The sequence below is a fragment of the Pseudomonas sp. C9-3 genome, from assembly GCF_032392015.1.
In the GTDB taxonomy this organism is placed as follows: Bacteria; Pseudomonadota; Gammaproteobacteria; order Pseudomonadales; family Pseudomonadaceae; genus Pseudomonas; species Pseudomonas nitroreducens.
Map to the genome: position 1 here is coordinate 1767619 of NZ_CP135919.1, position 24661 is coordinate 1792279.

At 65.6% G+C, this 24661-nt stretch carries 18 protein-coding genes and 1 pseudogene; 12 read left to right on the forward strand and 7 right to left on the reverse strand.

From position 1 onward, the window contains the following. Window positions 1–153: 153 nt before the first annotated feature. On the reverse strand, window positions 154–1647 hold the full coding sequence (locus tag RS899_RS08065) for an aldehyde dehydrogenase family protein (protein WP_054907889.1): 1494 nt from the start codon (window positions 1645–1647) through the stop codon (window positions 154–156). A 373-nt stretch (window positions 1648–2020) separates the two neighbouring features. After that, window positions 2021–3694: an MFS transporter gene (locus RS899_RS08070; RefSeq protein WP_315809575.1), complete on the reverse strand. Its 1674-nt coding sequence runs from the start codon at window positions 3692–3694 to the stop codon at window positions 2021–2023. Between the two features lie 490 nt (window positions 3695–4184). Between RS899_RS08070 and ccsA the strand changes: the two genes are divergently transcribed. The 5 genes from ccsA to peaD all read left to right on the forward strand — a co-directional run bounded on the left by ccsA (window position 4185) and on the right by peaD (window position 11311). Beyond that, the gene (ccsA, locus tag RS899_RS08075; RefSeq protein ID WP_315810412.1) at window positions 4185–6368 is read left to right on the forward strand and encodes a cytochrome c biogenesis protein CcsA; all 2184 of its coding nucleotides are present in this window, start codon (window positions 4185–4187) and stop codon (window positions 6366–6368) included. 340 nt (window positions 6369–6708) lie between these two features. Then, window positions 6709–8280, forward strand: a complete 1572-nt coding sequence (gene peaA, locus RS899_RS08080; protein ID WP_233300356.1) for a quinohemoprotein amine dehydrogenase subunit alpha — start codon at window positions 6709–6711, stop codon at window positions 8278–8280. A 76-nt stretch (window positions 8281–8356) separates the two neighbouring features. Then, on the forward strand, window positions 8357–9787 hold the full coding sequence (gene peaB / locus RS899_RS08085) for a quinohemoprotein amine dehydrogenase maturation protein (RefSeq protein WP_233300357.1): 1431 nt from the start codon (window positions 8357–8359) through the stop codon (window positions 9785–9787). Between the two features lies 1 nt (window position 9788). Further along, a complete protein-coding gene (gene qhpC, locus RS899_RS08090; RefSeq protein ID WP_015477047.1) occupies window positions 9789–10112 on the forward strand; it encodes a quinohemoprotein amine dehydrogenase subunit gamma in 324 nt (107 codons plus the stop codon). A gap of 59 nt (window positions 10113–10171) precedes the next feature. Further along, window positions 10172–11311, forward strand: a complete 1140-nt coding sequence (peaD, locus tag RS899_RS08095) for a quinohemoprotein amine dehydrogenase subunit beta (protein WP_315809576.1) — start codon at window positions 10172–10174, stop codon at window positions 11309–11311. Window positions 11312–11387: 76 nt separating this feature from the next. Here the strand turns inward: peaD and RS899_RS30780 are convergent, their stop codons facing one another. Next, a complete protein-coding gene (locus RS899_RS30780) occupies window positions 11388–11666 on the reverse strand; it encodes a PSPA7_2676 family Cys-rich small protein (RefSeq protein WP_409978075.1) in 279 nt (92 codons plus the stop codon). Between the two features lie 197 nt (window positions 11667–11863). Between RS899_RS30780 and RS899_RS08105 the strand changes: the two genes are divergently transcribed. Further along, window positions 11864–12676: an SDR family oxidoreductase gene (locus RS899_RS08105; protein WP_315809578.1), complete on the forward strand. Its 813-nt coding sequence runs from the start codon at window positions 11864–11866 to the stop codon at window positions 12674–12676. A gap of 299 nt (window positions 12677–12975) precedes the next feature. Here the strand turns inward: RS899_RS08105 and RS899_RS08110 are convergent, their stop codons facing one another. The 4 genes from RS899_RS08110 to pbpG all read right to left on the reverse strand — a co-directional run bounded on the left by RS899_RS08110 (window position 12976) and on the right by pbpG (window position 16485). After that, on the reverse strand, window positions 12976–13542 hold the full coding sequence (locus tag RS899_RS08110) for a TetR/AcrR family transcriptional regulator (RefSeq protein ID WP_054907895.1): 567 nt from the start codon (window positions 13540–13542) through the stop codon (window positions 12976–12978). 157 nt (window positions 13543–13699) lie between these two features. Further along, window positions 13700–14833 carry a thiolase family protein gene (locus RS899_RS08115; protein WP_315809579.1) on the reverse strand — a complete coding sequence of 378 codons (1134 nt, stop codon included), beginning with the start codon at window positions 14831–14833 and terminating at the stop codon, window positions 13700–13702. Window positions 14834–14854: 21 nt separating this feature from the next. Continuing rightward, window positions 14855–15331 carry a PaaI family thioesterase gene (locus RS899_RS08120; protein WP_082450599.1) on the reverse strand — a complete coding sequence of 159 codons (477 nt, stop codon included), beginning with the start codon at window positions 15329–15331 and terminating at the stop codon, window positions 14855–14857. A 224-nt stretch (window positions 15332–15555) separates the two neighbouring features. Further along, window positions 15556–16485, reverse strand: coding sequence for a D-alanyl-D-alanine endopeptidase (pbpG, locus tag RS899_RS08125; RefSeq protein ID WP_315809580.1), 930 nt, complete (start codon window positions 16483–16485; stop codon window positions 15556–15558). 504 nt (window positions 16486–16989) lie between these two features. Here pbpG and RS899_RS08130 point away from each other — a divergent pair. The 6 genes and pseudogenes from RS899_RS08130 to RS899_RS08150 all read left to right on the forward strand — a co-directional run bounded on the left by RS899_RS08130 (window position 16990) and on the right by RS899_RS08150 (window position 24656). Beyond that, on the forward strand, window positions 16990–18669 hold the full coding sequence (locus tag RS899_RS08130) for an AMP-binding protein (RefSeq protein ID WP_054907898.1): 1680 nt from the start codon (window positions 16990–16992) through the stop codon (window positions 18667–18669). A gap of 48 nt (window positions 18670–18717) precedes the next feature. Next, entirely contained in the window at window positions 18718–19734 is a 1017-nt protein-coding gene (locus tag RS899_RS08135) for an AraC family transcriptional regulator (RefSeq protein WP_315809581.1), read from the forward strand. A 252-nt stretch (window positions 19735–19986) separates the two neighbouring features. Further along, a pseudogene (locus RS899_RS30785) lies at window positions 19987–21105 on the forward strand (HAMP domain-containing protein); the annotation flags it as partial. Between the two features lie 102 nt (window positions 21106–21207). Next, window positions 21208–21963, forward strand: coding sequence for a methyl-accepting chemotaxis protein (locus tag RS899_RS30790; protein WP_371914062.1), 756 nt, complete (start codon window positions 21208–21210; stop codon window positions 21961–21963). Window positions 21964–22202: 239 nt separating this feature from the next. Further along, on the forward strand, window positions 22203–23867 hold the full coding sequence (locus tag RS899_RS08145) for an acyl-CoA synthetase (protein ID WP_315809583.1): 1665 nt from the start codon (window positions 22203–22205) through the stop codon (window positions 23865–23867). Window positions 23868–23885: 18 nt separating this feature from the next. Beyond that, the gene (locus tag RS899_RS08150; protein ID WP_233298889.1) at window positions 23886–24656 is read left to right on the forward strand and encodes a 3-hydroxyacyl-CoA dehydrogenase; all 771 of its coding nucleotides are present in this window, start codon (window positions 23886–23888) and stop codon (window positions 24654–24656) included. Window positions 24657–24661: the final 5 nt, after the last annotated feature.

Sequence of the window (24661 nt, forward strand, 5' to 3'; positions counted from 1 at the left end):
GCAAGGCCCGCGCAGGGGGTGCGCGGACGAGGTAGACGGTTTCGCTTGCTTAGGAGCGGACGCCGTCCGCAGTGTCCTCCGGCGCGATGCGGAATTCCCGAGAGAAGACAGTCGCGCCAGCACGCCTGTTATTCGCGGCCGGGCTCGTGTCGCTTACAGGCGGATCAGCACCGACTTCAGCTCGGTGTAGTGCTCGATGGCGGCGGCGCCCATTTCGCGGCCGAGGCCGGACATCTTGTAGCCACCGAAGGGCAGCGCCGGGTCCAGCGCGCTGTGGCAGTTGACCCACACCGAGCCGGACTTGATGCGCGGCACCATGCGGTGCACCGCCGCCAGGTCGTTGGACCAGACGCTCGCGCCGAGGCCGTAGGGGCTGTCGTTGGCCAGGCGCAGGGCGTCTTCGATGTCGTCGAAGGGCATGGCGACCAGCACCGGGCCGAAGATCTCTTCCTGCACCAGCGGGTTCTTCTGGTCGACGTCGACGATCACCGTCGGCTTGACGAAGTAGCCGGGGCCGAACTGTTCGCCGCCGCAGGCGATGGTGGCGCCCTTGTCGCGACCCAGTTCGATGTAGTCGAACACGCGCTTCTGCTGCTTGGCAGAGATCAGCGGGCCCATGTCGATGCTCGGGTCGAGCCCGTTGCCCAGCTTCATGCCGTTGGCGATGCCGGCGATGTCGGCCACCACGTTGTCGAAGTGCTTGCGCTGCACATACAGGCGCGAACCGGCGCAGCAGACCTGGCCCTGGTTGAAGAAGATCGCCTGGGCGGCGCCGGCCGCAGCGGTGGCCAGGTCGGCGTCGGCCATGACGATGGTCGGCGACTTGCCGCCCAGTTCCAGGGTCACGCGGGTCATGTTGTCCATGGCCGCCTTGCCGATCTGCTTGCCCACCGGCGTGGAGCCGGTAAAGGTCAGCTTGTCCACCAGCGGGTGGTGGGAGAGGGCGGCGCCCGCGGTGATGCCGGTGCCGGTGACGACGTTGAACACGCCGGCCGGGTAGCCTGCTTCGAGGACGAGTTCGGCAAGTTTCAGCGCGGACAGCGGTGTCTCGTCGGCAGGCTTGAGCACCACCGAACAGCCGGTGGCCAGCGCCGGGCCGAGTTTCCAGCAGGCCAGCAGCAGCGGGAAGTTCCAGGCGACGATGGCGCCGACCACGCCGACGGCTTCGCGGCGAATGTAGCCGTGGAAGTCGCCGTCGGGCATCAGCGGCATGGATACGTCGACGGTGCTGCCTTCGATCTTGGTGGCGTAGCCGGCCATGTAGCGCAGGAAGTCGATGGCTAGTTGCACGTCCATCACGCGGGCGACGGCGGCGCTCTTGCCGTTGTTCAGGCACTCGAGTTCGGCCAGCAGGTCGGCGTCGCGCTCCATCAGGTCGGCGAGCTTCCACAGCAGGTTCTGCCGCTCGCGAGGGCGGGTGCGGGTCCAGGCGGAATCGTCGAAGGCCTGGCGCGCGGCACGCACGGCGCGGTCGACGTCATCGGGAGTGCCGGCCGGCACCTGGCAGAGCACTTCGCCGGTGGCCGGGTTGCGCAGGTCCATCAGGGCGCCGTCGCTGGCGGAGGTCCAGTCGGCACCGATGAGCATCTTCGGGGCGCGCTGCAGGAAGGCGCGGGATTCGGGCTTGATGGGCAGGGAAGCGAGCATTGCGGTGGCCTCTTGTTGTCTGTTCCAGGAACGTTGAGGCGGGATATCGCAACGGCTGTGCCAAGGCTGTTATTTAAATTTAACTTATTGAAATTAAAAGAGTTAATTGATTTTTTAGCGACAGTGAAGAAGGGTTGCTGTCGCACATTGCGACAGCAGCTGAGACGGTGCCGGCTGGTTTGCGGATGGAATCTCGGTGCTGGGCGCTCCCTCTCCCCAACCCTCTCCCTGAAGGGAGAGGGAGTGTCCGAGTGGGAGTGCGCGCTGGCGTGCTCCTGTGATGGTGTTGCCGGCTGAAGGTGTAGAGTCAACTCGCGCCGAACCAGTCCCCTCTCCCTTCAGGGAGAGGGGCGCTGCGGCGTAGCCCGACCCATCAGTTCGTGATATCCCGGTCCTTGGTTTCGGGCAGGAAGAAGATGCCGAGGATCGCCGTCATCACCGCAATGACAATGGGGTACCAGAGCCCGTAGTAGATGTCCCCGGTGGCCGCCACCATGGCGAAGGCGACGGTGGGCAGGAAGCCGCCGAACCAGCCGTTGCCGATGTGGTAGGGCAGCGACATGGAGGTGTAGCGGATGCGTGTCGGGAACAGCTCCACCAGCCATGCGGCGATGGGGCCGTAGACCATGGTCACGTAGATCACCAGGACGGTCAGCAGCACCAGCATCATCAGGTGATTGATCTTCGCCGGGTCGGCCTTCTCGGGGTAGCCGGCTTCCTTCAGCGAGGCGGCCAGTTGCGCGGTGAAGACTTCGGACTGCACCTTGAAGTCCGCCGCGGGCATGCCGGCGCCTTCGAAGCTGGCGATGATCTTGTCGCCGATGTGCACCTGGGCCACCGCACCGCTTTCAGCCTTGATGTTCTCGTAGGGAATCGCCCGCTTCGCCAGCAGGCTCTTGGCCATGTCGCAGGAGCTGACGAATTTGGCCTTGCCCACCGGGTCGAACTGGAAGGCGCAGGCATTCGGGTCGGCGACCACCGTCACCGGGTTCTTTTCCTGGGCGGCGAACACGTCCGGGTTACCGAACTGGGTCAGCCCGTGGAAGATCGGGAAGTAGGTCAGCGCCGCGAGGATGCAGCCGGTCATGATGATCTTCTTGCGGCCGATGCGATCGGACAGGCTGCCGAAGAACACGAAGAACGGTGTGCCCAGCAGCAGCGAGCCGGCGATTAGCAGGTTGGCAGTCTGCGGGTCGATCTTCAGTGTCTGCAGCAGGAAGAACAGCGCGTAGAACTGCCCGGTGTACCAGACCACGGCCTGGCCGGCGGTGCCGCCGAGCAGCGACATGATCACTACCTTGAGGTTCTCCCAGCGAGCGAAGGACTCGGTCAGCGGCGCCTTGGAGGCCTTGCCTTCTTCCTTCATCTTCATGAACACCGGCGACTCGGCGAGTTGCAGGCGGATGTACACCGAGATGATCAGCAGCAGGATCGACAGCAGGAACGGAATCCGCCAGCCCCAGGCTTCGAACGCCTCGGTCCTGAGCACGGTGCGGCAGGCCATGATCACCAGCAGCGAGAGGAACAGGCCGAGGGTCGCGGTGGTCTGGATCCACGAGGTGAAGAAGCCCCGCTTGCCCTTGGGCGCGTGCTCGGCGACGTAGGTCGCCGCGCCGCCGTACTCGCCGCCCAGCGCCAGGCCCTGCAGCAGGCGCAGGGTGATGAGGATGATCGGCGCAGCGACGCCGATGGTGGAGTAGGCCGGTAGCAGGCCGACTACGGCGGTGGACACGCCCATGATGACGATGGTGATGAGGAAGGTGTGCTTGCGCCCGATCATGTCGCCCAGGCGGCCGAACACGATGGCGCCGAAGGGCCGCACCGCGAAGCCGGCGGCGAAGGCCAGCAGGGCGAAGATGAAGGCGGTGGTTTCGTTGACCCCGGCGAAGAAGTGTTTGGCGATGATCGCCGCCAGGGAGCCGTAGAGGTAGAAGTCGTACCACTCGAAAACGGTGCCCAGGGAGGAGGCAAAGATGACCTTGCGCTCCTCCTTCGTCACTCCGGTGGAAGGCGCGTTGCCCGCGGACGGGCTGTATGTCTGTGCCATGTTCGTCTCCGTCTTGTTGTTGTGTTGGGCCGGAGTCCCTCAATACCGTTACCGCACTCGAGCCCAGGGCTGATGTCAGGTCGTACGGATTGCGCGAAGCTTGAATACAGGCAGCCCTGCGGCACGTCGCAAGGTCAATGAGAAGCATAATCGGCCTGCCGCGGATATCCACTGGCCATCACCGGCAAAGCCCCGGCTGGCGCGGATTGGCACCTGTTCTGGACAAGCGGTGGGAGGTGACGCGTCTGGCTGGCGCCTTTCTCGGGGGCGGTATTCGATGATGGCTTTCTGCCTTTAGACCATCGTCTATAACGGGTGGAGCTGTCTCAGGCTGCTACAGCTGTCGCGATCTGCCACGCCGCATTGCCCACTGCGTGAACGCAGCCTGCTGTTTCACAAGGGTTTTTCCCCCCTGGCACGCAACGTGAAGAGCGCTGGGTTTCGCCAAGCGCCGCGTCGGCGCTGCACAAGGAGGCCTGGCTTGAAGAGGATGCATCTGTCGTTGCCGTGGATGGCGGGGTTGCTTGCCGCCGCGTTGACCTGCCTTTTGCTGTGGTTGCTGCCCGGCATGGGCAACGCTTTGCTCTGGGCGCTGGCGGGTCTGATTGCCCTGGGCGCCATCCGCCATGAATGGCGAGGGCTGGCTTGGCCGATTGCCGTCGGTGCGCTCTGTGGCGCCTGCCTGGCGCTGGCGTTGCACCTGGTGGCCGATCACTTCCAGCTGCGTTATGCGTGGCTCTACAGCAGCGCGGCGCTGCCGGCCTACCTGAAGTTTTCCAACCTCTGGGGTGGCGACGAAGGCACGGTGTTGCTGCTGGCAACCTTCTGCATGGCGATCGCCCTGAAAAGCGCCGCGCTGCCCGATTGGGCGGGGCGCGGCATGGCGCTGATCGCTGCCTGGTATGCCGCCACCGCCGCCTGGCTCGGACCGTTCAGTGCGACGCCGGCTGACTGGTTGGCGGCGCAGCCGAGCCAGGGCATGAACGCGCACCTGCAGACGTTCTGGATGTCGTTGCATGCGCCGCTGATTCTCTGCGCCTACGCCTGGGTGCTGGCGCCCGCTGGCGCCGCGCTCGAAGCGCTGGGGCGAGGCGGGCACGCCTACGCCTGGGTGATGCCGCGCTACAGCCGTCGTGCCTGGCTGATCCTCAGTGCCGGTATCGGCGTCGGCATGGCCTGGGCCATGGAGGATTTCACCTACGGCCAGCTGTGGCACTGGGACCCGGTGCAGACCTCGGCCTTCATCATCTGGGCGCTGCTCGGCGCGGTGCTTCACGGTGCCCGCCGCTGGCGCGCGGACGGCTCCTACGCACGGCTGTTGCCGGCGCTCAGCCTGCTGGCGGCGGCCATGGCCTGCGGTGCCATGGCGGTGACCCGCAGCACGGTGCTGGCCAGCTCGCACCGCTACATCGGCACTACGTCCTGGCTCAGCCACCTGGCGTTGGCGGCAATCCTGCTGGCCCTCGCGACCTTCCATCTGCTGGCCGGATGGCGGACGCGCAAGGGGGCAGGGCGGCGGCGCGGAGCCTCGGACTGGACGCTGGACGTGGCCATCTACCTGTTCGCTGGGACCGGCCTGCTGGCCCTCGGCGCGCTGCTCCAGGCGCACCTCTACGAATGGCTGGGAATGGAGCGGCCGAGCGAGCTGAAACCCTTCTTCGAGACTCTCACTGCCTGGGCCACTACCGCCGAGATGGACAGCCTGCGTCGCGCCTTCGACCAGTGGGACGTCAACGGCTACGGCCTGGCCCACTGGGTGGTGCCGCTGCTGGCGGCCCTCGGCCTGATGGGCGGCTACAGCTTCCTGCGCCGTTGCGGGCGACCTCGGCTGGCGCTGCTGGCAACCGCCCTGATGGCCGCCCTGATGCTCTGGACCGGCTGGCGCGGCGGTTGGCTGAGCGGCGGCTACAACGGCGACGGCATGCTTTCGCAGAATATCGTGCAGGTGCTGCCCTGGCTGGACGCGGCGCTGCTGGGGGGCGCCTTCCTGATGGGCAGTTGCCTGCTGTGGGGCCTGCAGAGCCTGTGGCGCAGCCGGCGCCTGGGCAACCTGCGCTACAGCGGCGGGCTGGCGCTGGTGCACGGCGGTGCGGTGATTGCGCTGCTGGGCGGGCTGGCCGCCACCGCGCTGAACAGCTACCAGCAGATCAGCATTCCGCCGGGCACGTCGTTCGAGCAGTGGCACGCGGTGATCGGCGGCATGCAGATGCGCGTCTCGCCGGATTCCAGCCGCCCGGATTTCTCCGGTTACCACGCGGTGGCCAAGGTCGAGTTGCGCGACGGCGAGCGCACATTGGCCGGCCACGCGCTGTTCCAGGACAGCCGCGGCAACCCGCCGGCCTACCAGGGCCCGGTACGCCAGCTCTGCGAAATCCTCGACTACCACTACGCGCGCTTCGCCTCGGACCGCGGCTACGTGCTGCATCCCTTCATCGTCCGTGGCTGGAGTGGCGACCTGCAGATCTGGGTGCCGGCTTCCGCAAGGCTGCTCAAGCAACCCGGCGACGACATCGAGAGCGTCGTGGTGGTCCGTCGCTTCCCGTTCCTCTCGCTGGTCTGGATCGGCCTGCTCACCATGCTGTTCGGCGCCCTGATGCTGCCGGCGGGCGGCACTTTGCGCAGGCAGGACCATACTGCTTCGCAGGGTGTCTCACAGGCCCTGTCTCAGAGTTAGACAGCAATCGCGAAATGTGACGTCGCAACCCCGCTGCCACCCGCCGGGCGTGCCGGCAAGTGCCGCCGGAAGCCTGATTCGGCGGGGTTTGCAAAGGAGTGGCACACAACCTGCAAAACCGCTTTGAAGAGCTCGCTCTTGGAACCTGCTTGCGATCTTGCGAGCTAGAGCAGAACAAGGCGAAATCGATTGAGGGAGCGGAGTTTACTCGCCGTAAATGAGCGTCCCGAGATCGATTTCAACGCAGTTATGCCGACGCGCAGCAGATCGTAAGCAGGTTCTTAGCCCATCGGTGGGCGCCAATAACCAACAAGAATACCGAGGAGGCCTGACCTTGAAGATGACACGACTTCGGCACTATCTGGGTGCCGGAACCCTGGCCGCACTGGCCCTTGCGCTGCACCAGACGGCCCAGGCCGCACCCGAGGGCCAGGCGATCATCAACGCCAAGTGCCAGGCGTGCCACACGCCCGAAGGCAACAACTCCCTCAGCCGCATCAGCCACCAGCGCAAGACCCCCGAAGGCTGGCTGATGAGCATCGGCCGCATGCAGGTGATGTACGGCCTGAAGATCACCGACGAGGAGCGTCGCGCGGTGGTCAAGTTTCTCGCCGACAAGCAGGGCCTGGCGCCGAGCGAGACCGATGGCGTGCGCTACGCCCTGGAACGCCGGCTGAACACCGTCGAGACCTTCGATACCAACTTCGAGCAGATGTGTGCCCGCTGCCACTCGGCCGCGCGCATCGCCCTGCAGCGTCGCCCGGCGGCGGAGTGGGAGAAGCTGGTGAACTTCCACCTCGGTCGCTGGCCATCGCTGGAGTACCAGGCACTGGCTCGCGACCGCGACTGGTTCGACCTGGCGAAGAAGGAGATGGTCCCGGAACTGGCCAAGCGCTTCCCGCTGGAAGACAAGGCCTGGAGCGACTGGCAGAAGAACCGGCCGAAGGCCGAGGCGCTGGCCGGCGAGTGGAGCTTCGCCGGGCACATGCCGGGCAAGGGCGACGTCGCTGGCAGCATGAAGGTGAGCAAGGACGGCGACGACGCGTTCAAGGTCAGTGTGAAAGGCCAGTACGCCGACGGCACGCCGTTCAACGGTGATGGCAGCGCGGTCCTGTACAACGGTTACGAATGGCGCGGCGCGGTGAAGGTCGGTGACGTCACCATGCGCCAGGTGTTCGCTGCCCTGAACGGCCAGATGCAGGGCCGCATGTTCGACAAGGCCCACGACGAGCGCGGCCTGGACTTCGTCGCCGCGCAGAACGGCACCAGCCGCGTGCTGGGCGTGCAGCCGGCCTACCTGAAGGCGGGCGCCGAGACTGAAGTGAGCGTCATCGGCAGCGGCCTGAAAGGCAAGCCGTCGTTCGGCCCGGGCGTCGAGGTGGTGTCGGTGGTTTCCGAGACTCCCGAACGCGTGACCGTCAAGGTCAAGGCCGCCGACTCCGCTGCCGTCGGCGAGCGCGATGTTGCTGTGGGCAGCGCCAAGGGTGGCAGCCTCGCGGTGTACAAGGACATCGCCGAAGTGAAGGTGGTGCCGGAGTTCTCCATCTCCCGCATCGGCGGCAATGGCGGCTCGACGCCCAAGGTCCAGGGCAGCTTCGACGCCGAGGCCTGGGGCAAGGGTGCCGACGGCAAACCGTTCCGCATCGGCGTGTTCCCCGCGCAGTGGTCGGTGGAGCCGTTCGACGACCGCGCCAAGGAAGACCAGGACGTGAAGTTCGCCGGGGTGATGGACGCCGATAGCGGCATCTTCACGCCGGGCGACGCCGGCCCGAACCCGGCGCGCAAGATGATGACCAACAACGCCGGCAACCTGAAGGTGATTGCCGCGGTGGACGACGCTGGCCAGTCGCACAAGGGCGAAGGGCACATGATCGTCACCGTGCAGCGTTGGAACAACCCGCCGATCCCGTAAACCTCGGGCTCGGATGAACTGAACGCGTGAGTCCCGCCTTCGGGCGGGCACATTCCAAGAGTTCCGGGAGGTCGCCATGGGCGCCATCTTGAATCTGGTCGAACGCAACCTGCACGAAGTGCAGGTCGACGCCGACCGCCTGTTGTTCCATATCCCCAGCTCCTCGCTGTTCGCCAGCGACGAGTTGACCGGCGGGATCATCGACGCGCTGCGCGGGCATGCCTGCTCGCCGGACGAGCTGACCCAACGTCTTAGCGGACGCTTCGGTGCCGAGGAAATCGACGAGACCCTGCGCGAGCTGATCGCGCTGGAGCTGGTCAGCGACGGCTCGCCGCTGACTCCTGAAATCGGCATCAAGAAGGTTGACCGCACCGCGCTCAACACCGTGGTGCTGAACGTCAACACCGGCTGCAACCTGAGCTGCACGTACTGCTACAAGGAAGACCTGGACAAGCCCTCCGCCGGCAAGAAGATGGGTGCGGAAACCGCCGAGGCCTCGGTGGAAATGCTGATCCAGGAGTCCCCCGACGAGCAGCGCTACACCGTGGTGTTCTTCGGCGGCGAACCGCTGTCCAACCGCCCGCTGATCGAGCACATGGTCGCGTATTGCGAGCGCCGTTTCGGCGAACTGGGCAAGACGGTGGACTTCGTCATGACCACCAACGCCACGCTGCTCACCGAGGAAATCGTCGACTGGCTCAATGCCCATCGCTTCGGGCTGTCCATCAGCATCGACGGGCCGAAGACGGTGCACGACCGCAACCGCATCACCGTGGGCGGGCAGGGCACCTATGACGTGGTGCGGCGCAAGGCCGACATGCTGCTGTCGCGCTACACCGCGCGGCCGGTCGGCGCGCGGGTGACGCTGACCACCGGCGTCACCGATGTCGAGACCATCTGGAACCACCTGTTCAACGAGATGGGTTTTGCCGAAGTCGGCTTCGCCCCGGTCACCTCGGGCGACATCAGCAGCTACAACCTCACCGGGGACGAGCTGAAGGCGGTCTTCGCCGGGATGAAGGCCCTCGGCCGGCGCTACCTGGATGAGGCGCTGCAAGGGCGCAACATCGGCTTCTCCAACCTGCACCAGCTGATCACTGACATCCACGAAGGGCAGAAGAAGGCCCTGCCGTGCGGCGCCGGGCTGAAGATGCTGGCGGTGGACCACAAGGGCGAGCTGAACCTGTGCCACCGCTTCACCGGCTCCTCGCTGCCGACCTTCGGCAACGTGCATGAAGGGGTGAAGCAGGCCGAGCTGAACGAGTTCCTCTCCCAGCGCCTGGACCGTACCGACACCGGCTGCGCCAGCTGCCACATCCGCAACCTCTGCTCCGGCGGCTGCTACCACGAGAGCTATGCACGCTACGGCGACCCGGCGCACCCCACCTACCACTACTGCGAACTGATGAGGGACTGGGTCGATTTCGGCATCGAGGTCTACAGCCGGATCATGGCTTCCAACCCCAGCTTCATCGACCGCCACATCACTCCGCGGAAGGCGCACTGACATGAAACATCTGAAAGCGATCAACACCAAAGCACAGAAGCTCGAACAGGCCGCCGCCGAGGATCGCATCGAGGACGTGGTGGCAATGAACTCCGTGGCCGGCTGCGCGGCCACCACCGACCCGGGCTGGGAAGTCGACGTGTTCGGCGGCGTGTCCTCGCTCTGCCAGCCGATGGAAGCGGACCTCTACGGCTGCTCCGACCCCTGCTGGTGGCCGGCCCAGGTGCCGGACATGATGAGCACCTACCCCGACTGGAACAAGGATGCCCAGGCCTCGGCCGAGAACTGGCGCAACCTCGGCACCGTATTCCCGGACGACAAATGACCGGACGGACGAATATCGGCCCAAAGAGCATGGACCAGAAGAACAAGAGGAAAACCTGCATGTCCAGAAAAGCATTCGCCGCCGCGCTCGGCGGCCTCTCGCTGGCCTGCGCGCTGCAAGCCGTCGCCGTCGCCGCCGATGCCGGCGCCGACACCGGCAAAGCGCTGGAAAGTGGCCACGAGTACCTGATCAGCACCAACTACCCGAACAACCTGCACGTCATCGACATGCAGACCGACAAGCTCTACAAGACCTGCGCGATCCCCGGCGCCTATGGCCCGGGCATGACCCAGCTGTCGCCGGATCGCAAGGTCGCCTACATCCTCAGCAACCACTACGCGGACATCTACGGCATCCAGCTCGATGACTGCAAACCGGTGTTCCACGCCACCATCGCGCAGAAGCCGGGCGAGAACGCGCGGGCGATGTTCTCCATGACCGTCAGCCACGACGGCAAGGAGATCTACGCCATCGCCAACCCGACGCTGATCCTCTCCGAACACTACGAAGTGCAGCAGCCGCGCCTGCAGGTCTACTCGGTGGCCGACGGCATGGGCGCCAAGCCGGTGCGCACCTTCCCGGCGCCGCGCCAGCTGACCATCATGCAGAGCGGCGATGACGGCACCCTCTACGTGGCGGGCCCGGACATCTACAAGGTGGACGTGAAGACCGGCAAGTTCGACGTGATCATCCCCAGTCGCAACTGGAAGCGCCCCAACTACGCGCCGCCAGATGTGCTCTACGTGTGGAACCAGCAGACCTATCCGCGTGACTTCTCGCTGCTCTACACCACGGCGAAGTTCAAGGATGCCAAGCAGGACATGGCCACGGCCGATTTCCTCTACGGCTTCTTCAACATCGACCTGGCCACCGGCAAGACCGAAACGGTCGATTTCGGCCCGGTCACCGAGGTGTACTTCAGCGGTATTCGCTCGGCCAAGGACCGCAACGTCATCTACGGCGTGCTGAACCGCCTGGCCAAGTACGACATCAAGGAGCAGAAGCTGGTCAAGGCGGCGAACCTGGACCACTCCTACTACTGCCTGTCGACCAACAAGGCCGGCAACAAGCTGTACCTGACCGGCACCCTGAACGACGTGGCGATCTACGATGCCGACAGCCTGGAGCGCATCGGCGATCTGAAGCTGCCCGGCGGCGACATGGCGATCACCACCAGCCAGGCCTTCGTGGCCAACTGATTCACCTTCGCTGTACCGGACTGCCCGGAGCACTTGCGTGCTCCGGGCAGTTTCGTTTCCGGCCCGCAATCCCGGCTCAGATTTCCGGAGCGGGCCTCAGGTACCGCTGCGCCCCGCAGCGCGCACAGCGCTGGCACAGCATCGGCACATGGCCGACCTCGGTCAGACTCCCTTCATCCCAAACACAGCCCAGGAAAAAGCAGCGCAATCGCATGTGTCCTCCTCCGGCAACGCCGGTGTTGAGACAGGCAGAAAGGTGCAGGTGTGGCTCCCGGCTTGTTCTTGTGTGGAGACGTCCGAGAGGTTCTCGCGAGCGCTCTAGAATGGGCAATCTAAACCGCCCAACGGCCTTCATGGCCCGTGCGGTGCGGTCTGCCGACACGCCGGTTACCACTCGTCACCCTCAGGGAATGGACCTTGACAGTTAATATTATAAGCATAATATTCACCTTCAGATGACGGCCATAATCTAAATCAGGCCGGACATTCCAGACGGCCAATCGGCCCTACCCACCTTGCATGCGGGGCAACCGCCTCACTGGAGACAGAACCATGAATGCCAAATCCGAACTGGGCCGCGCACTGATCACCGGTGCTTCCTCCGGCATCGGCGCCACCTACGCCCAGCGCTTCGCCGCCCAGGGCTACGACCTGCTGCTGGTGGCCCGCGACCAGCAACGCCTGGAAGCCCTGGCCGCACGGCTGGGCGAGGAGTACGGCGTTTCCGTGGATGTGCTCAAGGCCGACCTCACCCGTCGCGAGGATCGTGCCCGCGTCGAAGCGCGCCTGGCCGAAGACAGCAGCATCAGCCTGCTGCTGAACAATGCCGGTGTCGCCATCAACGGCACCCTGCTGGAGACCGACCTGGACCGCCTGGAAAGCATGATCGAGCTGAACGTCACCGCCACCGCGCGTCTGGCCGGCGCTGCCGCCAAGGCCTTCGCCGGGCGCGGGCGCGGGCGCGGCACCATCATCAACGTGGCCTCGGTGCTGGCCCTGGCGCCGGAGCTGTTCAACGGCAGCTACAGCGCCACCAAGGCCTTCGTGCTCAACCTGAGCCAATCCATGCAGCAGGAACTGGCGCCGCAGGGCCTGCGCATCCAGGCCGTGCTGCCGGGCGCCACCCGCACCGAAATATGGGACCGCGCCGGCACCGATATCTCCGCACTGCCGCCTGAAATGTTGATGGACGTGAACCACATGGTCGACGCCGCGCTGGCCGGCCTGGCCCAGGGCGAAGTAGTAACCCTGCCGGCGCTGCCGGATGCCGGCGAGTTCGACGCCTTCACCGCTGCGCGCCTGAAATTGGCGCCGAACCTCTCGCGCAGCGTGCCGGCGCAGCGCTACGGAGTTGCAGTGGGCTAACCGAGTAATTGAGTGGCGAAAAGCTTGCCCCGGCCTTGCGCCGGGGCTTTTTTATGCGCGGCTTTTGTAGGAGTGCGCCATGCGTGTAATGGCGCGCATGGGCTGAGCATCTACGCTCGGACTGGCCCTCACCCTAACCCTCTCCCAAGGGGAGAGGGGACCGTTCGGTGAAGGATGAAATCATGGCGTCAGCCGGCACAGACAGCTCCCTCTCCCTTGGGGAGAGGGTTGGGGTGAGGGGAAAGCGCAGGCACAAATTTTCCGAAATAGCTTGTTGCTCTCGCAGGTGTCCGCAGCAGTTACTCCGCCGCGCCAATCTCCCGCTTGAGGTGCCGGCGGGTGCTGTCCAGGATGCGCTCGGCCAGCTCGGTATCCGCCACGCTGCGCGACAGCACCAGCGCGCCAATCAGCGTGGCGAGCAGGGCGACGCTTTCGTCCTCGGCATGCTCGGTTGGCAGCGCCTGCTCGATGGCTTTGATGCGCGCCTGGACGATGGCGTCCGTGGTGGCACTGGCATGCCCTCGGGCGCCCAGTTCGGCAGAGATGGTCGGCAACGGGCAGCCCTTGCCCGGCGTGTTGCGATGGCCGGTGGAGAGGTACTGGTCGATGAAGCCGGGCAGCGGGTCGTCCTTGGCGAACTGCTGGTCGACCACCGGGCGCAGTTGCTCGGCGGCCTGCTGCAGGGCGATTTCCACCAGCTCGTCCTTGGACTTGAAGTGCGCGTAAAAGCCGCCGTGGGTCAGGCCCAGCGCCTTCATCAGCGTCTGCAGGCCGGTGGCGTCGACGCCTTCGCTGCGGAAGCGCTGCGCCGCCTCGTTGATGATGCGTTCGCGGGTCTGGGCCTTGTGGTCTTCGGAGTAACGCATGACCGGGTGTCTCCTGCGGTGCATGGAATGCTGGGTGACATTCTAACGCAGGGTGGGCGAGGGGAGGTGATTCAGGGCAGAGGCGTGGATGGAGTTGCAGGAGCGAGGACTAGGCGTCCCCCTCGCTCCCACAAACGTCAAAAGCGCTCGGTAACCGTCAGCGAACAGCTTCCAGCAACGTCGCCACACCTTGCCCGCCACCAATGCACTGGGTGGCAATGGCATAACGCCCGCCGGTTTCCTTCAGCAGCGCCGCCGCCTTGCCGGTGATGCGCGCGCCGGTTGCTCCCAGCGGGTGACCGATGGCCAGGGCGCCGCCGTGCAGGTTGACGCGGTCGATATCCAGCTCAAGCCCACGCAGGCAGGCCAGGGCCTGGCTGGAGAAGGCTTCGTTGATCTCCACCAGGTCGATGTCGGCCATGCGCAGACCCGCGCGGTCGAGCAGCTTGCGGGTGGCATAGAGCGGGCCCATGCCCATGATTTCCGGCGGGCAGCCAACCACGGCGACGGCTTTCACCCGCGCCAGGATGTCCAGCCCATGGGCACGGGCGAAGTCTTCGCTGCACACCAGCACGGCCGCTGCGCCATCGGTGAGAGGAGAGGCGGTACCCGCAGTGACGCTGCCGCCGAACGCCGGTTTGAGCTGCGCCAGCGCCTCCAGGTTGGTGCCGGGGCGGATGCAGCCGTCCTCGTTGACCACGCCGTTTGGCGTGTCGATGGACACGATTTCCGCCGCCAGCAGCCCTTGTTCACGGGCACGGGCCGCCTTGGCGTGGGAGTCCACCGCCATGGCTTCCTGGTCGACGCGGGAAATGCCGAAGCGCTCGGCGACGATTTCCGCCGTCTGCCCCATGGGCATGTAGGCCTGCGGGAATTCGGCCAGCAGTCGTGGGTTGGGCGACAGGTTGAAGCCACCCATGGGTACGCGGGTCATGGATTCCACGCCGGCGCAGATGAACGCATCGCCGGCGCCGAGTTGGATCTGCCCGGCGGCAAAATGAATGGAGGTCATCGAGGAGCCACAGAAACGGTTCACCGTGGCGCCCGCCACCGTTTCCGGCAGTCCGGCGAGGAAGCTGGTGATGCGCGCGATGTTCATGCCCTGTTCGGCCTCGGGGTAGGAGCAGCCCATGATCAGGTCCTCGATCAGGCTGGCATCCAGGCCGCTGCGCTGTACCAGTGCCTTGACGGTCTGCGCGGCCAGGTCGTCCGGGCGTACGTCGATCAGCGCGCCCTTTTTAGCAAAGTGGAACGGGGAGCGGGCATAACCCGCGATCACTACGGAAGTCATGGTCGGTCTCCTGAACAGCTGTCAGCGCCCGAGGATCAGGCAGGTGGTGGAACCGGTGGCGTAGAGCTTGCCGTCCACGTCGTAGAGACGGCCTTCGGCCAGGGCGGTGGAGCGGCCGACATGCACGATCGTGCCCTCGGCGCGGATCGGTCCGGTGTCGCGGGTCAGTGCGCGGATGTAGCTGATGCGCAGGTCGGTGGTGGTGTAGCCCAGGCCCGGTTCGAGCATGGTGTGCACCGCGCAGCCCATGGCCGAGTCCAGCAGCGTGGCCGCGTAGCCGCCGTGCACGGTGCCCAGCGGGTTGTAGTGGCGCATGTCCGGGGTGCCCTGGAAGATGAAGCGGCCCTGGCTCCATTCCAGCGGGACGAAGCCGATCAGCGCGTTGATCGGCGGGGCGGGCAATTCGCCTGCGCCGATGCCGTCGAAGAATTCCTGGGGCGTCTTGCCGCGCAGTTCCTGCAGGGCAATCACGCCGGGCTCGGCCAGGCGCTGGCGCATTTGCGCGGCCGCCGCTTCCCAGGCGGCAATCTTCTGTTCACGGGTCAGTGTCAGTTCGGTCATCGCGGGCTCCAGCACTTCGATTAAATATTACGGTCATCATACTAGCATTGAATGTTGATCGGCATATAAGTGACGGAAGCGCCATCCAGCAGGGCTGAAACGACAGGAAAAGGGGGAAGGAGAGGGCGCTGGCGGAGCGGACTCCGCCAGCGCGGAGGGCATTACTCGGCGGTGGCGGTCATGCTGGCCGCGCGTGCCTGGCTGCGCTGAGCCTTGTATTGCAGGGCGACGGCGGGCACCGGCGAAGCGACACCGGTTTCGACCCAGCGGCGGATGCGACCGGCGTCGGCCACATGGGTGCGTTTGCCGAAGGCATCGAGCAGGGCCAGGGCGACCGGGCGGCCGTTCATCATGGTAACCATCACCAGGCAGTGGCCGGCGTCGTTGGTGAAGCCGGTCTTGGTCAGGCGGATGTCCCACTTGCCGTTGCGCACCAGCGGGTTGGTGTTGAAGAAGCTCAGCGAATAGCTGGGCTTGCTGAAGCGCGCATCGCTGGTCGCCGTGGTGCTCAACTGGCGGATCTGCGGGTAGGTGTAGGCAGCCTTGGCCAGGCGGATCAGGTCATTGGCGTCGGAAACGTTGTGGATCGACAGGCCGGTGGGCTCGACATAATGAGTGCTGGTCATGCCGAGGGATTTCGCCTTGGCGTTCATGGCCGCGACGAAGGCCCTGGAGCCGCCCGGGTAGTTGTGGGCGAGGCTGGCGGCGGCGCGGTTTTCCGAGGACATCAGCGCCAGCAGCAGCATGTTCTGGCGGCTGATCATGCTGCCCAGGTGGACGCGGGAGAACACGCCCTTCATCTCGGCAGTCTCGGAGATGTCCACGGGGATCAGCTCGTTCATCGGCAGCTTGGCGTCCAGGGTGACCATCGCGGTCATCAGCTTGGTCACCGAGGCGATGGGCACCACCAGGTTCGGATTGCTGGAGTAGAGGGTCTTGCCGTTCTCCAGGTCGACCACCAGTGCGCTGCCGGAGGCGAGGACGAGTTCTTTGGGGGAGGCGGCCTTAGGGGTGGCAGCAGAGGAGTTCGATGTACAGACAACAGCGGCGCAGGCAAACAGCAGGCTCAGTATCGAACGACGAGTAGTCATGGATGTGATTCGCAAGCGTTGAGTGGGAATTTGTCTACATCCATGTAGGCATTTTCGTCGAATTCTACTGCAAGGCCTGCGCTAGCGCACCTGGCGCAGGGCGTCTCAGTTTGCGACAGCCTGAGACGTGCCGACATCGTCCAGGCAAGGCCACGACTGGTACTGGCGGCCGTAGCTTAGCTAACAGGCCGAGCTGTTGCGAAATGCAACCGCAGCGGTTGGCAGGCCAACGTCCGAAACTCTTCTCAAAGCCTCGCCACCTATGGCTTTCAGGCCGAATGGCACGCTTTGTGAGTAGCTATCCTGAATGATGCGGAGGCGCCCGCCAACATCGTTCTGCCGATGGTCGGGGTTGCGTTTACCTTTACGTTAACGTAAACATTCCACGTCGCCCGCGACCGGTCAGTCAGTCCGGCGGGGTAGGTTGGCTCTCGGTGCATTGGCACCGCTGCCAGAGCCGATCGTTCAGCGTTGATCCCAGAACAAGCACAACAAGGGAAAGCCATGAACCACCTGAGTTACACCCGCGGCCCCCAGGACAAACCCCTGCTGGCCATGACCGTTGGCGCGGCCTTCGACGCCACGGTAGAGCGTTTCGCGGCACGCGAGGCTCTGGTCGTGCGTCACCAGAACCTGCGCTACACCTGGGCCGAGCTGGCCGAGGTGGTCAATGGCATCGCCCGCGCTTTCCTCGCCCTCGGCCTGCGTCCCGGCGACCGACTGGGCATCTGGGCGCCCAACTGCGCACAATGGTGTGTCACCCAGTTCGCCAGCGCCAAGGTCGGCGCGGTGCTGGTCAACATCAACCCGGCCTACCGGGTGAGCGAACTCGAATACGCGCTCAAGCAGTCCGGCTGCCGCTGGCTGGTGTGCGCCGATGCGTTCAAGACCTCCGATTACCACGGCATGCTCGCCGACCTGCTGCCCGAGTTGGGGCAGGGGCGACCGGGCGAGCTGTCCAGCGACCGCCTGCCGGAGCTGCGCGGGGTGATCAGCCTGTCCGATACGGCGCCGTCCGGCTTCCTGCGCTGGAGCCAGCTGGAGCCGCTGGGCCGTGGCACGTCCGCCGCCGAGCTGGCCGAGCGCCAGGCGCTGCTGCAGTTCGACGAGCCGATCAACATCCAATACACCTCTGGCACCACCGGTTTCCCCAAGGGCGCCACGCTCAGCCACTACAACATCCTCAACAACGGCCTGATGGTCGGCGACAGCCTCGGCCTCACCGAGCACGACCGCCTGGTGATCCCGGTGCCGCTGTACCACTGCTTCGGCATGGTGATGGGCAATCTCGGCTGCCTGACCCACGGCTCCACCATGATCTACCCCGCGCCCAGCTTCGAGCCCGAGGCAACCCTGGCGGCGGTGGCAGAAGAGAAGGCCACCGCGCTGTACGGCGTGCCGACCATGTTCATCGCCGAACTGGATCACCCGACCCGCCACGACTTCGACCTCTCCAGCCTGCGCACCGGCATCATGGCCGGTGCTACCTGCCCGATTGAAGTCATGCGTCGCGTGATCGACGAAATGCACATGGCCGAGGTACAGATCGCCTACGGCATGACCGAGACCAGCCCGGTGTCCCTGCAGACCGGCCCGGAAGACGACCTGGAAACCCGCGTCACCACCGTCGGTCGCACCCAGCCGCACCTGGAAAGCAAGATCATCGACGCCGACGGCCGCATCGTCCCGCGCGGCACCATCGGCGAACTCTGCACCCGTGGCTACAGCGTGATGCTCGGCTACTGGAACAACCCGCAGGCGACTTCCGAGGCCATCAGCCCGGCGCGCTGGATGCTCACCGGTGACCTCGCCGAGATGGACGAGGCGGGCAACGTGCGCATTGTCGGGCGCAGCAAGGACATGATCATTCGCGGCGGCGAGAACATCTATCCGCGCGAGATCGAAGAGTTCCTCTATACCCACCACGCCGTGGCCGACGCGCAGGTGATCGGCATCCCCGACGAGAAGTACGGCGAGGAGCTGGTGGCCTGGGTCAAGTTCCACCCCGGCCATAGCGTCGCCGAGGACGAGCTGCGCGCCTTCTGCAAGAACGCCATCGCCCACTTCAAGGTGCCGCGTCACTTCCGCTTCTGCGACGAGTTCCCGATGACGGTGACCGGCAAGATCCAGAAGTTCCGCATGCGCGAAATCAGCATCGACGAGGTGCGCGCCAAGCGTGGCTGAGCGTTCGACACCCTGCGCCCAGGCGTGCGTCCCTGACATCGGCGCGCCATGGGCGTAGAGAAGGGCACCATCTCCATCCGCCTGGTCAGCGAAGCGCTGGCCGAGTTTCGTCGCGCCGGCCGCGACGACGGGCCGCTATTGGCCGCCGCCGGCATCGCTCCGGAGCTGTTCGGCAAGCCTTACGCGCGGGTTTCCAGCCAGGCTTACGCGCGGCTCTGGCTGCGCCTGGCGAAGGAGATGGACGACGAGTTCTTCGGCATGAATGCCCGGCGCATGAAGTCCGGCAGCTTCAACTTCATGGCTGCCGCGGCGATCCGCGAGCCGACCCTGGAGGCGGCGATGAATGCCGCGCTGCGCTTCATGGGGCTGGTGTTCGACGACTTCGCGCCGCGCCTGGTGCGCCAGGACGGCGTCGCCTCGATCACCCTCGACGAGCCTGAAGGCCCCGCACCACGTGCCTTCTGCTACTTCACCCTGTGGCTGATGCTGCACGGCCTGGCCTGCTGGCTGGTGGGGCGGCGCATCCCGATCCTCGCCATCGAACTGCGCTGCCCGCAGCCGGATTTCATCGAGGACTACCGGGTGATGTTCAGCGACAACCTGCGTTTCGCCCGCCGCCAGTCGCGCCTGCTGTTCAATGCCGAAGCGCTGGAGCTGCCGGTGCGCCGCGACGAGCGCGAGCTGCGGCGTTTCCTGGGTGGCGCGCCGGCCAACATCCTGGTGCGCTACCGCGATCCGCAGAGCCTCGCCGCGCGTACCAAGGCCTACCTGCGCAGCCTGAAGTTCGAGCGCTGGCCGGACCTCGACGCACTCGCCAGCCACTTCTACATGGCGCCCTCGACTTTGCGCCGCAAGCTGGCGGCCGAAGGGCAGTCCTACCAGGCGCTCAAGGATCAACTGCGCCGCGACCTCGCCATTGCCCGGCTGGACAGCGGCGATGGCAACTTCGCCGACCTCGCCGAGGAACTGGGTTTCGCCGACACCAGCGCCTTCTACAAGGCCTTCCGCAAATGGACCGGGTCGACGCCGGGGCAATACCGCGCGCTGATTCGCCAGGAGCCCTGAAATTTAAGGGCCTGGCTCAAGTAGCCGCCTTAAAGGCCGATAGAACAACACAGAACCGCTCTCTCCCAAGGACGCCACTCCATGCCCCTGTCCCGCCTCTCGATCCAGTGGAAGATCACGCTGCTGACCGGCCTCTGCCTGCTCTGCATCGTCTGCCTGTTGGTCGGCCTCTCGCTGTTCCGGATGAACCATGACGCCGAGCTGATCAAGGCGGCCAACGCGGACATGCTCAAGGACGCCGCGAAGTCGCGGATGCAGGCACGCAGCGAGCAGCAGGCGGAGATCATCCAGCGCTTCTTCACCGACGTGTACCACTTCGGCAACCAGTTTTCCCGCCAGGTCAGCCAGCTGCGCGAGCAGTCGACCAGGCATGGCGCGGATGCCGCCAGCGTGCGCAAGGACCTGAATCAGCTGGTGCGTGACGGCCTGAAGAGCAACCCCAACCTGCTCAGCCTCTACGTGGTCTTCGAGCCCGATGCGCTGGATGGCCAGGACGCCGCCTTCCATGACCAGCCCGATGCCGGCAGCAACGAAAAGGGCCGCTTCGGTGCCTACTGGGCGCAGAAAGCTTCCGGTGAAATGACCGGCCTGGCAGTGACCGAGGACATGATCGGCGACACCTCGGCCATGCTCGACGGCAGCCCGTTCAACACCTGGCAGCTGTGCCCGCTGCAGACCCGCAAGGCCTGCGTGCTCAACCCGTATTTCGACAGCGCTTCGGGCACCAAGGTGCTGATGACCACTGTGACCTTCCCGCTGATGGACCAGGGCAAGGTCATCGCCGTGATCGGCATCGACATCAGCCTCAGCCGCTTGCAGCAACTGGCCGTTGATGGCGACCGCGAGCTCTACGACGGTGCCGGCAGCGTCAGCATCGTCAGCCCGGCGGGCCTGCTCGCCGGCTACAGCAGCGACGAAGCGCTGCTCGGCCAGCCGCTGGAGAAGGCTATTCCCGGCCAGGCCGCCGAACTGCTGTCGCTGCAGGCCAGCGGTCGCCCGCAGGTGCTGGAGAAGGATGGCCAGCTGCGCGTGGTCGAGCCGCTGCTGCCGATCCCGGACGCCACCAAGCCATGGGCCGTGGTACTCGACGTACCGCAGGAGGTGCTGCTGGCGCCCGCATTGGAACTGCAGAAGCAGCTGGATGAGCGCAACTCCAGCGGCGCGCTGTGGCAGACGATCTTCGGCCTGATCGCCGCCATCGTCGGCCTGCTGCTGGTCTGGCTCACCGCACGCGGCGTGACCCGGCCGATCCTCGGTGTGGCCGCCATGCTGCGCAACATCGCCAGTGGCGAAGGCGACCTGACCAAGCGCCTGGACTACGCCGGCAAGGACGAACTGGGCGAGCTGGCCGGCTGGTTCAACCGCTTCCTCGACAAGCTGCAGCCGATCATCCGCGACGTGAAATCCTCGGTGCACGACGCCCGCGCCACTGCTGATCAATCCTCGGAAATCGCCAGCCAGACCAGTGCCGGCATGCAGCAGCAGTTCCGCGAAGTCGACCAGGTCGCCACCGCCTCGCAGGAGATGAGCGCGACCGCCCACGACGTCGCCAATAGCGCCGCCATGGCCGCCGACGCTGCGCGTGGCGCTGATGGTGCGACCCGCGATGGTCTCAACGTGATCGATAACACCACCCGCCTGATCGACGAACTGGCCAGCGACATGAGTAGCGCCATGAGCCAGGTCGAAGGTTTGGCGGCGAGCAGCGAGCAGATCGGCTCGGTGCTGGAAGTCATTCGCGGCATCGCCGAGCAGACCAACCTGCTGGCGCTCAACGCGGCCATCGAAGCAGCCCGTGCCGGTGAAGCCGGACGCGGCTTCGCGGTGGTCGCCGACGAGGTGCGCAACCTCGCCAAGCGCACCCAGGATTCGGTGGAGGAAATCCGCCAGGTCATCGAAGGCCTGCAGAACGGCACCCGCGACGTGGTCGGCGCAATGAGCAACAGCCACCGCCAGGCGCAGGACAGCGTGTCCCAGGTCGAACAGGCCGTGGCCGCGCTCAAACGCATCGGCGATGCCGTCAGCGTGATCACCGACATGAACCTGCAGATCGCCAGCGCCGCCGAGGAACAGAGCGCGGTCGCCGAGGAGATCAACCGCAACGTGGCGGGAATCCGTGACGTGACCGAATCGCTGTCCAGCCAGGCGCAGGAATCGGCGCAGGTGAGCCAGTCGTTGAACAAGCTGGCGAACCATCAGCAGGGGTTGATGGATCAGTTCCGTGTTTGAGTTCCGGGCCTGCCATCTGAGGAAGGCAGGCCGGTCACACCGTAGGGCGAATAACCTGGAACAGGTTATCCGCCGCTCAACCAGCGGCGGATAACGCTGGCGCGTTATGCGCCCTACAAAAGCACTTGCCGGGCTGTCCAATCCGCTCATCCAGATTGGCGGCTTTCGACATTGCCCGCGTTCGCGCACGGCGGGAACATCAGGGGACTCCAACAAGAACAACCCGGGAGTCCCAAGTGATGCGTTCCCATTCCGCCGCTGCTGGCGAATTCGATTACCGCGCCACCGCCGATGCCACCCTGGCCGGCAACCTCGACGCCCTCAACGCCTGTGTCGAATGCTGCGACCGCCACGCCATCCCTGGCCGCATTGCGCTGTTCTGGGAGGGCAAGGACGGCGACAGCGCCTCCTACACCTTCACTCAACTGAAAGAACTCTCAGGTCGCTTCGCCAGCTTCCTGCACAGCCTTGGCGTGCGCCCCGGCGATGTGGTGTCCGGCATGCTGCCGCGCACCCCGGAACTGCTGATCACCGTGCTCGGCACCTGGCGCCTGGGCGCGGTCTACCAGCCGCTGTTCACCGCCTTCGGGCCGAAAGCCATTGAGCATCGCGTGAAGCTGGCCGGCAGCAAGGTGGTCGTCACTGACGGGGCCAACCGCAGCAAGCTGGACGAAGTCCCCGACGCGCCTATGCAGGTCACCGTTGGCGGACCGAAGGGGCAGGGCATCCGCCATGGCGACTACAGCTTCTGGGCCGAACTGGAACGCCACTCAGCGGACTTCGAACCTGTCCTGCGCAGCGGCGAAGACACCTTCCTGCTGATGTTCACCTCCGGCACCACCGGCTTGGCCAAGCCGCTGGCCGTGCCGCTCAAAGCCATCGTCGCCTTCGTTGGCTACATGCGCGACGCAGTGGGCCTGCGCGAGGAGGATTCGTTCTGGAACCTGGCCGATCCAGGCTGGGCCTACGGCCTCTACTACGGCGTTACCGGGCCGCTGGCCATGGGGCATCCGATCACCTTCTACGAAGGCGCGTTCACGGTGGAGAGCACCTGTCGCATCGTGCGCAAGTACGCCATCACCAACCTGGCCGGCTCGCCTACCGCGTACCGCCTGCTGATCGCCGCCGGCGAGGCAGTGTCCAAACCGCTCAAGGGGCGACTGCGCGCGGTAAGCAGCGCCGGCGAGCCGCTGACCCCGGAAGTGATCCGCTGGTTCGCCAGCGAGCTGGGCGTGACCATCCACGACCATTACGGCCAGACCGAGCTGGGCATGGTGCTGGCGAACCACCACGAGCTGGAACACCCGGTGCACCTGGGCGCTGCCGGCTTCTCCATTCCCGGCCACCGCGTGGTGGTGCTGGACGAGCAGGGCAACGAGCTGCCTGCCGGCCAGCCCGGTGTCCTCGCCATGGACCGCAAGCGTTCGCCGCTGATGTGGTTCGCCGGCTACCAGGGCATGCAGACCAAGTCCTTCGTCGGCGACTACTACCTGAGCGGCGATACCGTCGAGCTGAATGCCGACGGCAGCATCAGCTTCGTCGGCCGCGCCGATGACCTGATCACCACCTCCGGCTACCGCGTCGGGCCGTTCGACGTGGAAAGCGCGCTGATCGAACACCCGGCAGTGATCGAGGCGGCGGTCATCGGCAAGCCGGACCCGGAGCGCACCGAACTGGTGAAAGCCTTCGTGGTGCTCTGCTCGTCCTACCGGCCGGGCGCGGAGCTGGCCGAGGAACTACAACAGTACGTGCGCAAGCGACTGTCGGCGCACAGCTACCCGCGGGAAGTGGAGTTCGTCGACGAACTGCCCAAGACCCCCAGCGGCAAGATCCAGCGCTTCCTCCTGCGCAACCAGGAGATCGCCAGGCAACGCGAAGCAGCCGAGAAAGCGGCAGCTCACTAAGTACAGCGGAGAGACTTCATGCAGATCCAGAACAAGGTATTCCTGATCACCGGCGGCGGCTCCGGCCTCGGCGCCGCCACGGCGAAACTGCTGGTGTCCGCAGGCGCCAAGGTAGTGCTGGCCGATATCAACGCCGAAGCCGGCGCGGCCCAGGCCGCCGAACTGGGCGAAGCCAATGCGCGTTTCATCCGCACCGACGTGTGCAGCGAGGCGGACGCCAAGGCCGCCGTGCAACTCGCCCTCGACGCCTTCGGCGCGCTGCATGGGCTGGCCAACTGCGCGGGCGTGGCCCCGGCGGAAAAGGTCATCGGGCGCAATGGCGTGCACGGGCTGGAAAGCTTCGCCCGCACCATCAACATCAACCTGATCGGCACCTTCAACATGCTGCGCCTGGCCGCTGAAGCCATGGCGCAGAACCAGCCCGATGCCGGCGGCGAGCGCGGCATCATCATCAACACCGCCTCGGTGGCGGCCTTCGACGGGCAGATCGGACAGGCCGCGTATTCCGCCTCCAAGAGCGCCGTGGTCGGCATGACCCTGCCGATCGCCCGCGAACTGGCGCGCTCGGGCATTCGCGTGATGACCATTGCTCCCGGCATCTTCGAGACGCCGATGATGGCCGCCATGCCCCAGGAAGTCCGGGACTCCCTCGGCGCCAGCGTGCCGTTCCCGCCGCGCCTCGGTCGTCCCGACGAGTACGCCGCGCTGGCCCGGCACATCATCGAGAACAGCATGCTCAACGGCGAAGTGATCCGCCTCGACGGCGCCATCCGCATGGCCGCGAAGTAAGCAAG

Excerpts from the sequence above, each read along its gene's own strand:
- RS899_RS08065 (WP_054907889.1), bottom strand. The coding sequence starts at position 1,647 with ATGCTCGCTTCCCTGCCCATCAAGCCCGAATCCCGCGCCTTCCTGCAG.
- RS899_RS08070 (WP_315809575.1), bottom strand. The coding sequence starts at position 3,694 with ATGGCACAGACATACAGCCCGTCCGCGGGCAACGCGCCTTCCACCGGA.
- ccsA (WP_315810412.1), top strand. The coding sequence starts at position 4,185 with ATGCATCTGTCGTTGCCGTGGATGGCGGGGTTGCTTGCCGCCGCGTTG.
- peaA (WP_233300356.1), top strand. The coding sequence starts at position 6,709 with ATGACACGACTTCGGCACTATCTGGGTGCCGGAACCCTGGCCGCACTG.
- peaB (WP_233300357.1), top strand. The coding sequence starts at position 8,357 with ATGGGCGCCATCTTGAATCTGGTCGAACGCAACCTGCACGAAGTGCAG.
- qhpC (WP_015477047.1), top strand. The coding sequence starts at position 9,789 with ATGAAACATCTGAAAGCGATCAACACCAAAGCACAGAAGCTCGAACAG.
- peaD (WP_315809576.1), top strand. The coding sequence starts at position 10,172 with ATGTCCAGAAAAGCATTCGCCGCCGCGCTCGGCGGCCTCTCGCTGGCC.
- RS899_RS30780 (WP_409978075.1), bottom strand. The coding sequence starts at position 11,666 with ATGAAGGCCGTTGGGCGGTTTAGATTGCCCATTCTAGAGCGCTCGCGA.
- RS899_RS08105 (WP_315809578.1), top strand. The coding sequence starts at position 11,864 with ATGAATGCCAAATCCGAACTGGGCCGCGCACTGATCACCGGTGCTTCC.
- RS899_RS08110 (WP_054907895.1), bottom strand. The coding sequence starts at position 13,542 with ATGCGTTACTCCGAAGACCACAAGGCCCAGACCCGCGAACGCATCATC.
- RS899_RS08115 (WP_315809579.1), bottom strand. The coding sequence starts at position 14,833 with ATGACTTCCGTAGTGATCGCGGGTTATGCCCGCTCCCCGTTCCACTTT.
- RS899_RS08120 (WP_082450599.1), bottom strand. The coding sequence starts at position 15,331 with ATGCGCCAGCGCCTGGCCGAGCCCGGCGTGATTGCCCTGCAGGAACTG.
- pbpG (WP_315809580.1), bottom strand. The coding sequence starts at position 16,485 with ATGACTACTCGTCGTTCGATACTGAGCCTGCTGTTTGCCTGCGCCGCT.
- RS899_RS08130 (WP_054907898.1), top strand. The coding sequence starts at position 16,990 with ATGAACCACCTGAGTTACACCCGCGGCCCCCAGGACAAACCCCTGCTG.
- RS899_RS08135 (WP_315809581.1), top strand. The coding sequence starts at position 18,718 with ATGGGCGTAGAGAAGGGCACCATCTCCATCCGCCTGGTCAGCGAAGCG.
- RS899_RS30790 (WP_371914062.1), top strand. The coding sequence starts at position 21,208 with ATGCAGCAGCAGTTCCGCGAAGTCGACCAGGTCGCCACCGCCTCGCAG.
- RS899_RS08145 (WP_315809583.1), top strand. The coding sequence starts at position 22,203 with ATGCGTTCCCATTCCGCCGCTGCTGGCGAATTCGATTACCGCGCCACC.
- RS899_RS08150 (WP_233298889.1), top strand. The coding sequence starts at position 23,886 with ATGCAGATCCAGAACAAGGTATTCCTGATCACCGGCGGCGGCTCCGGC.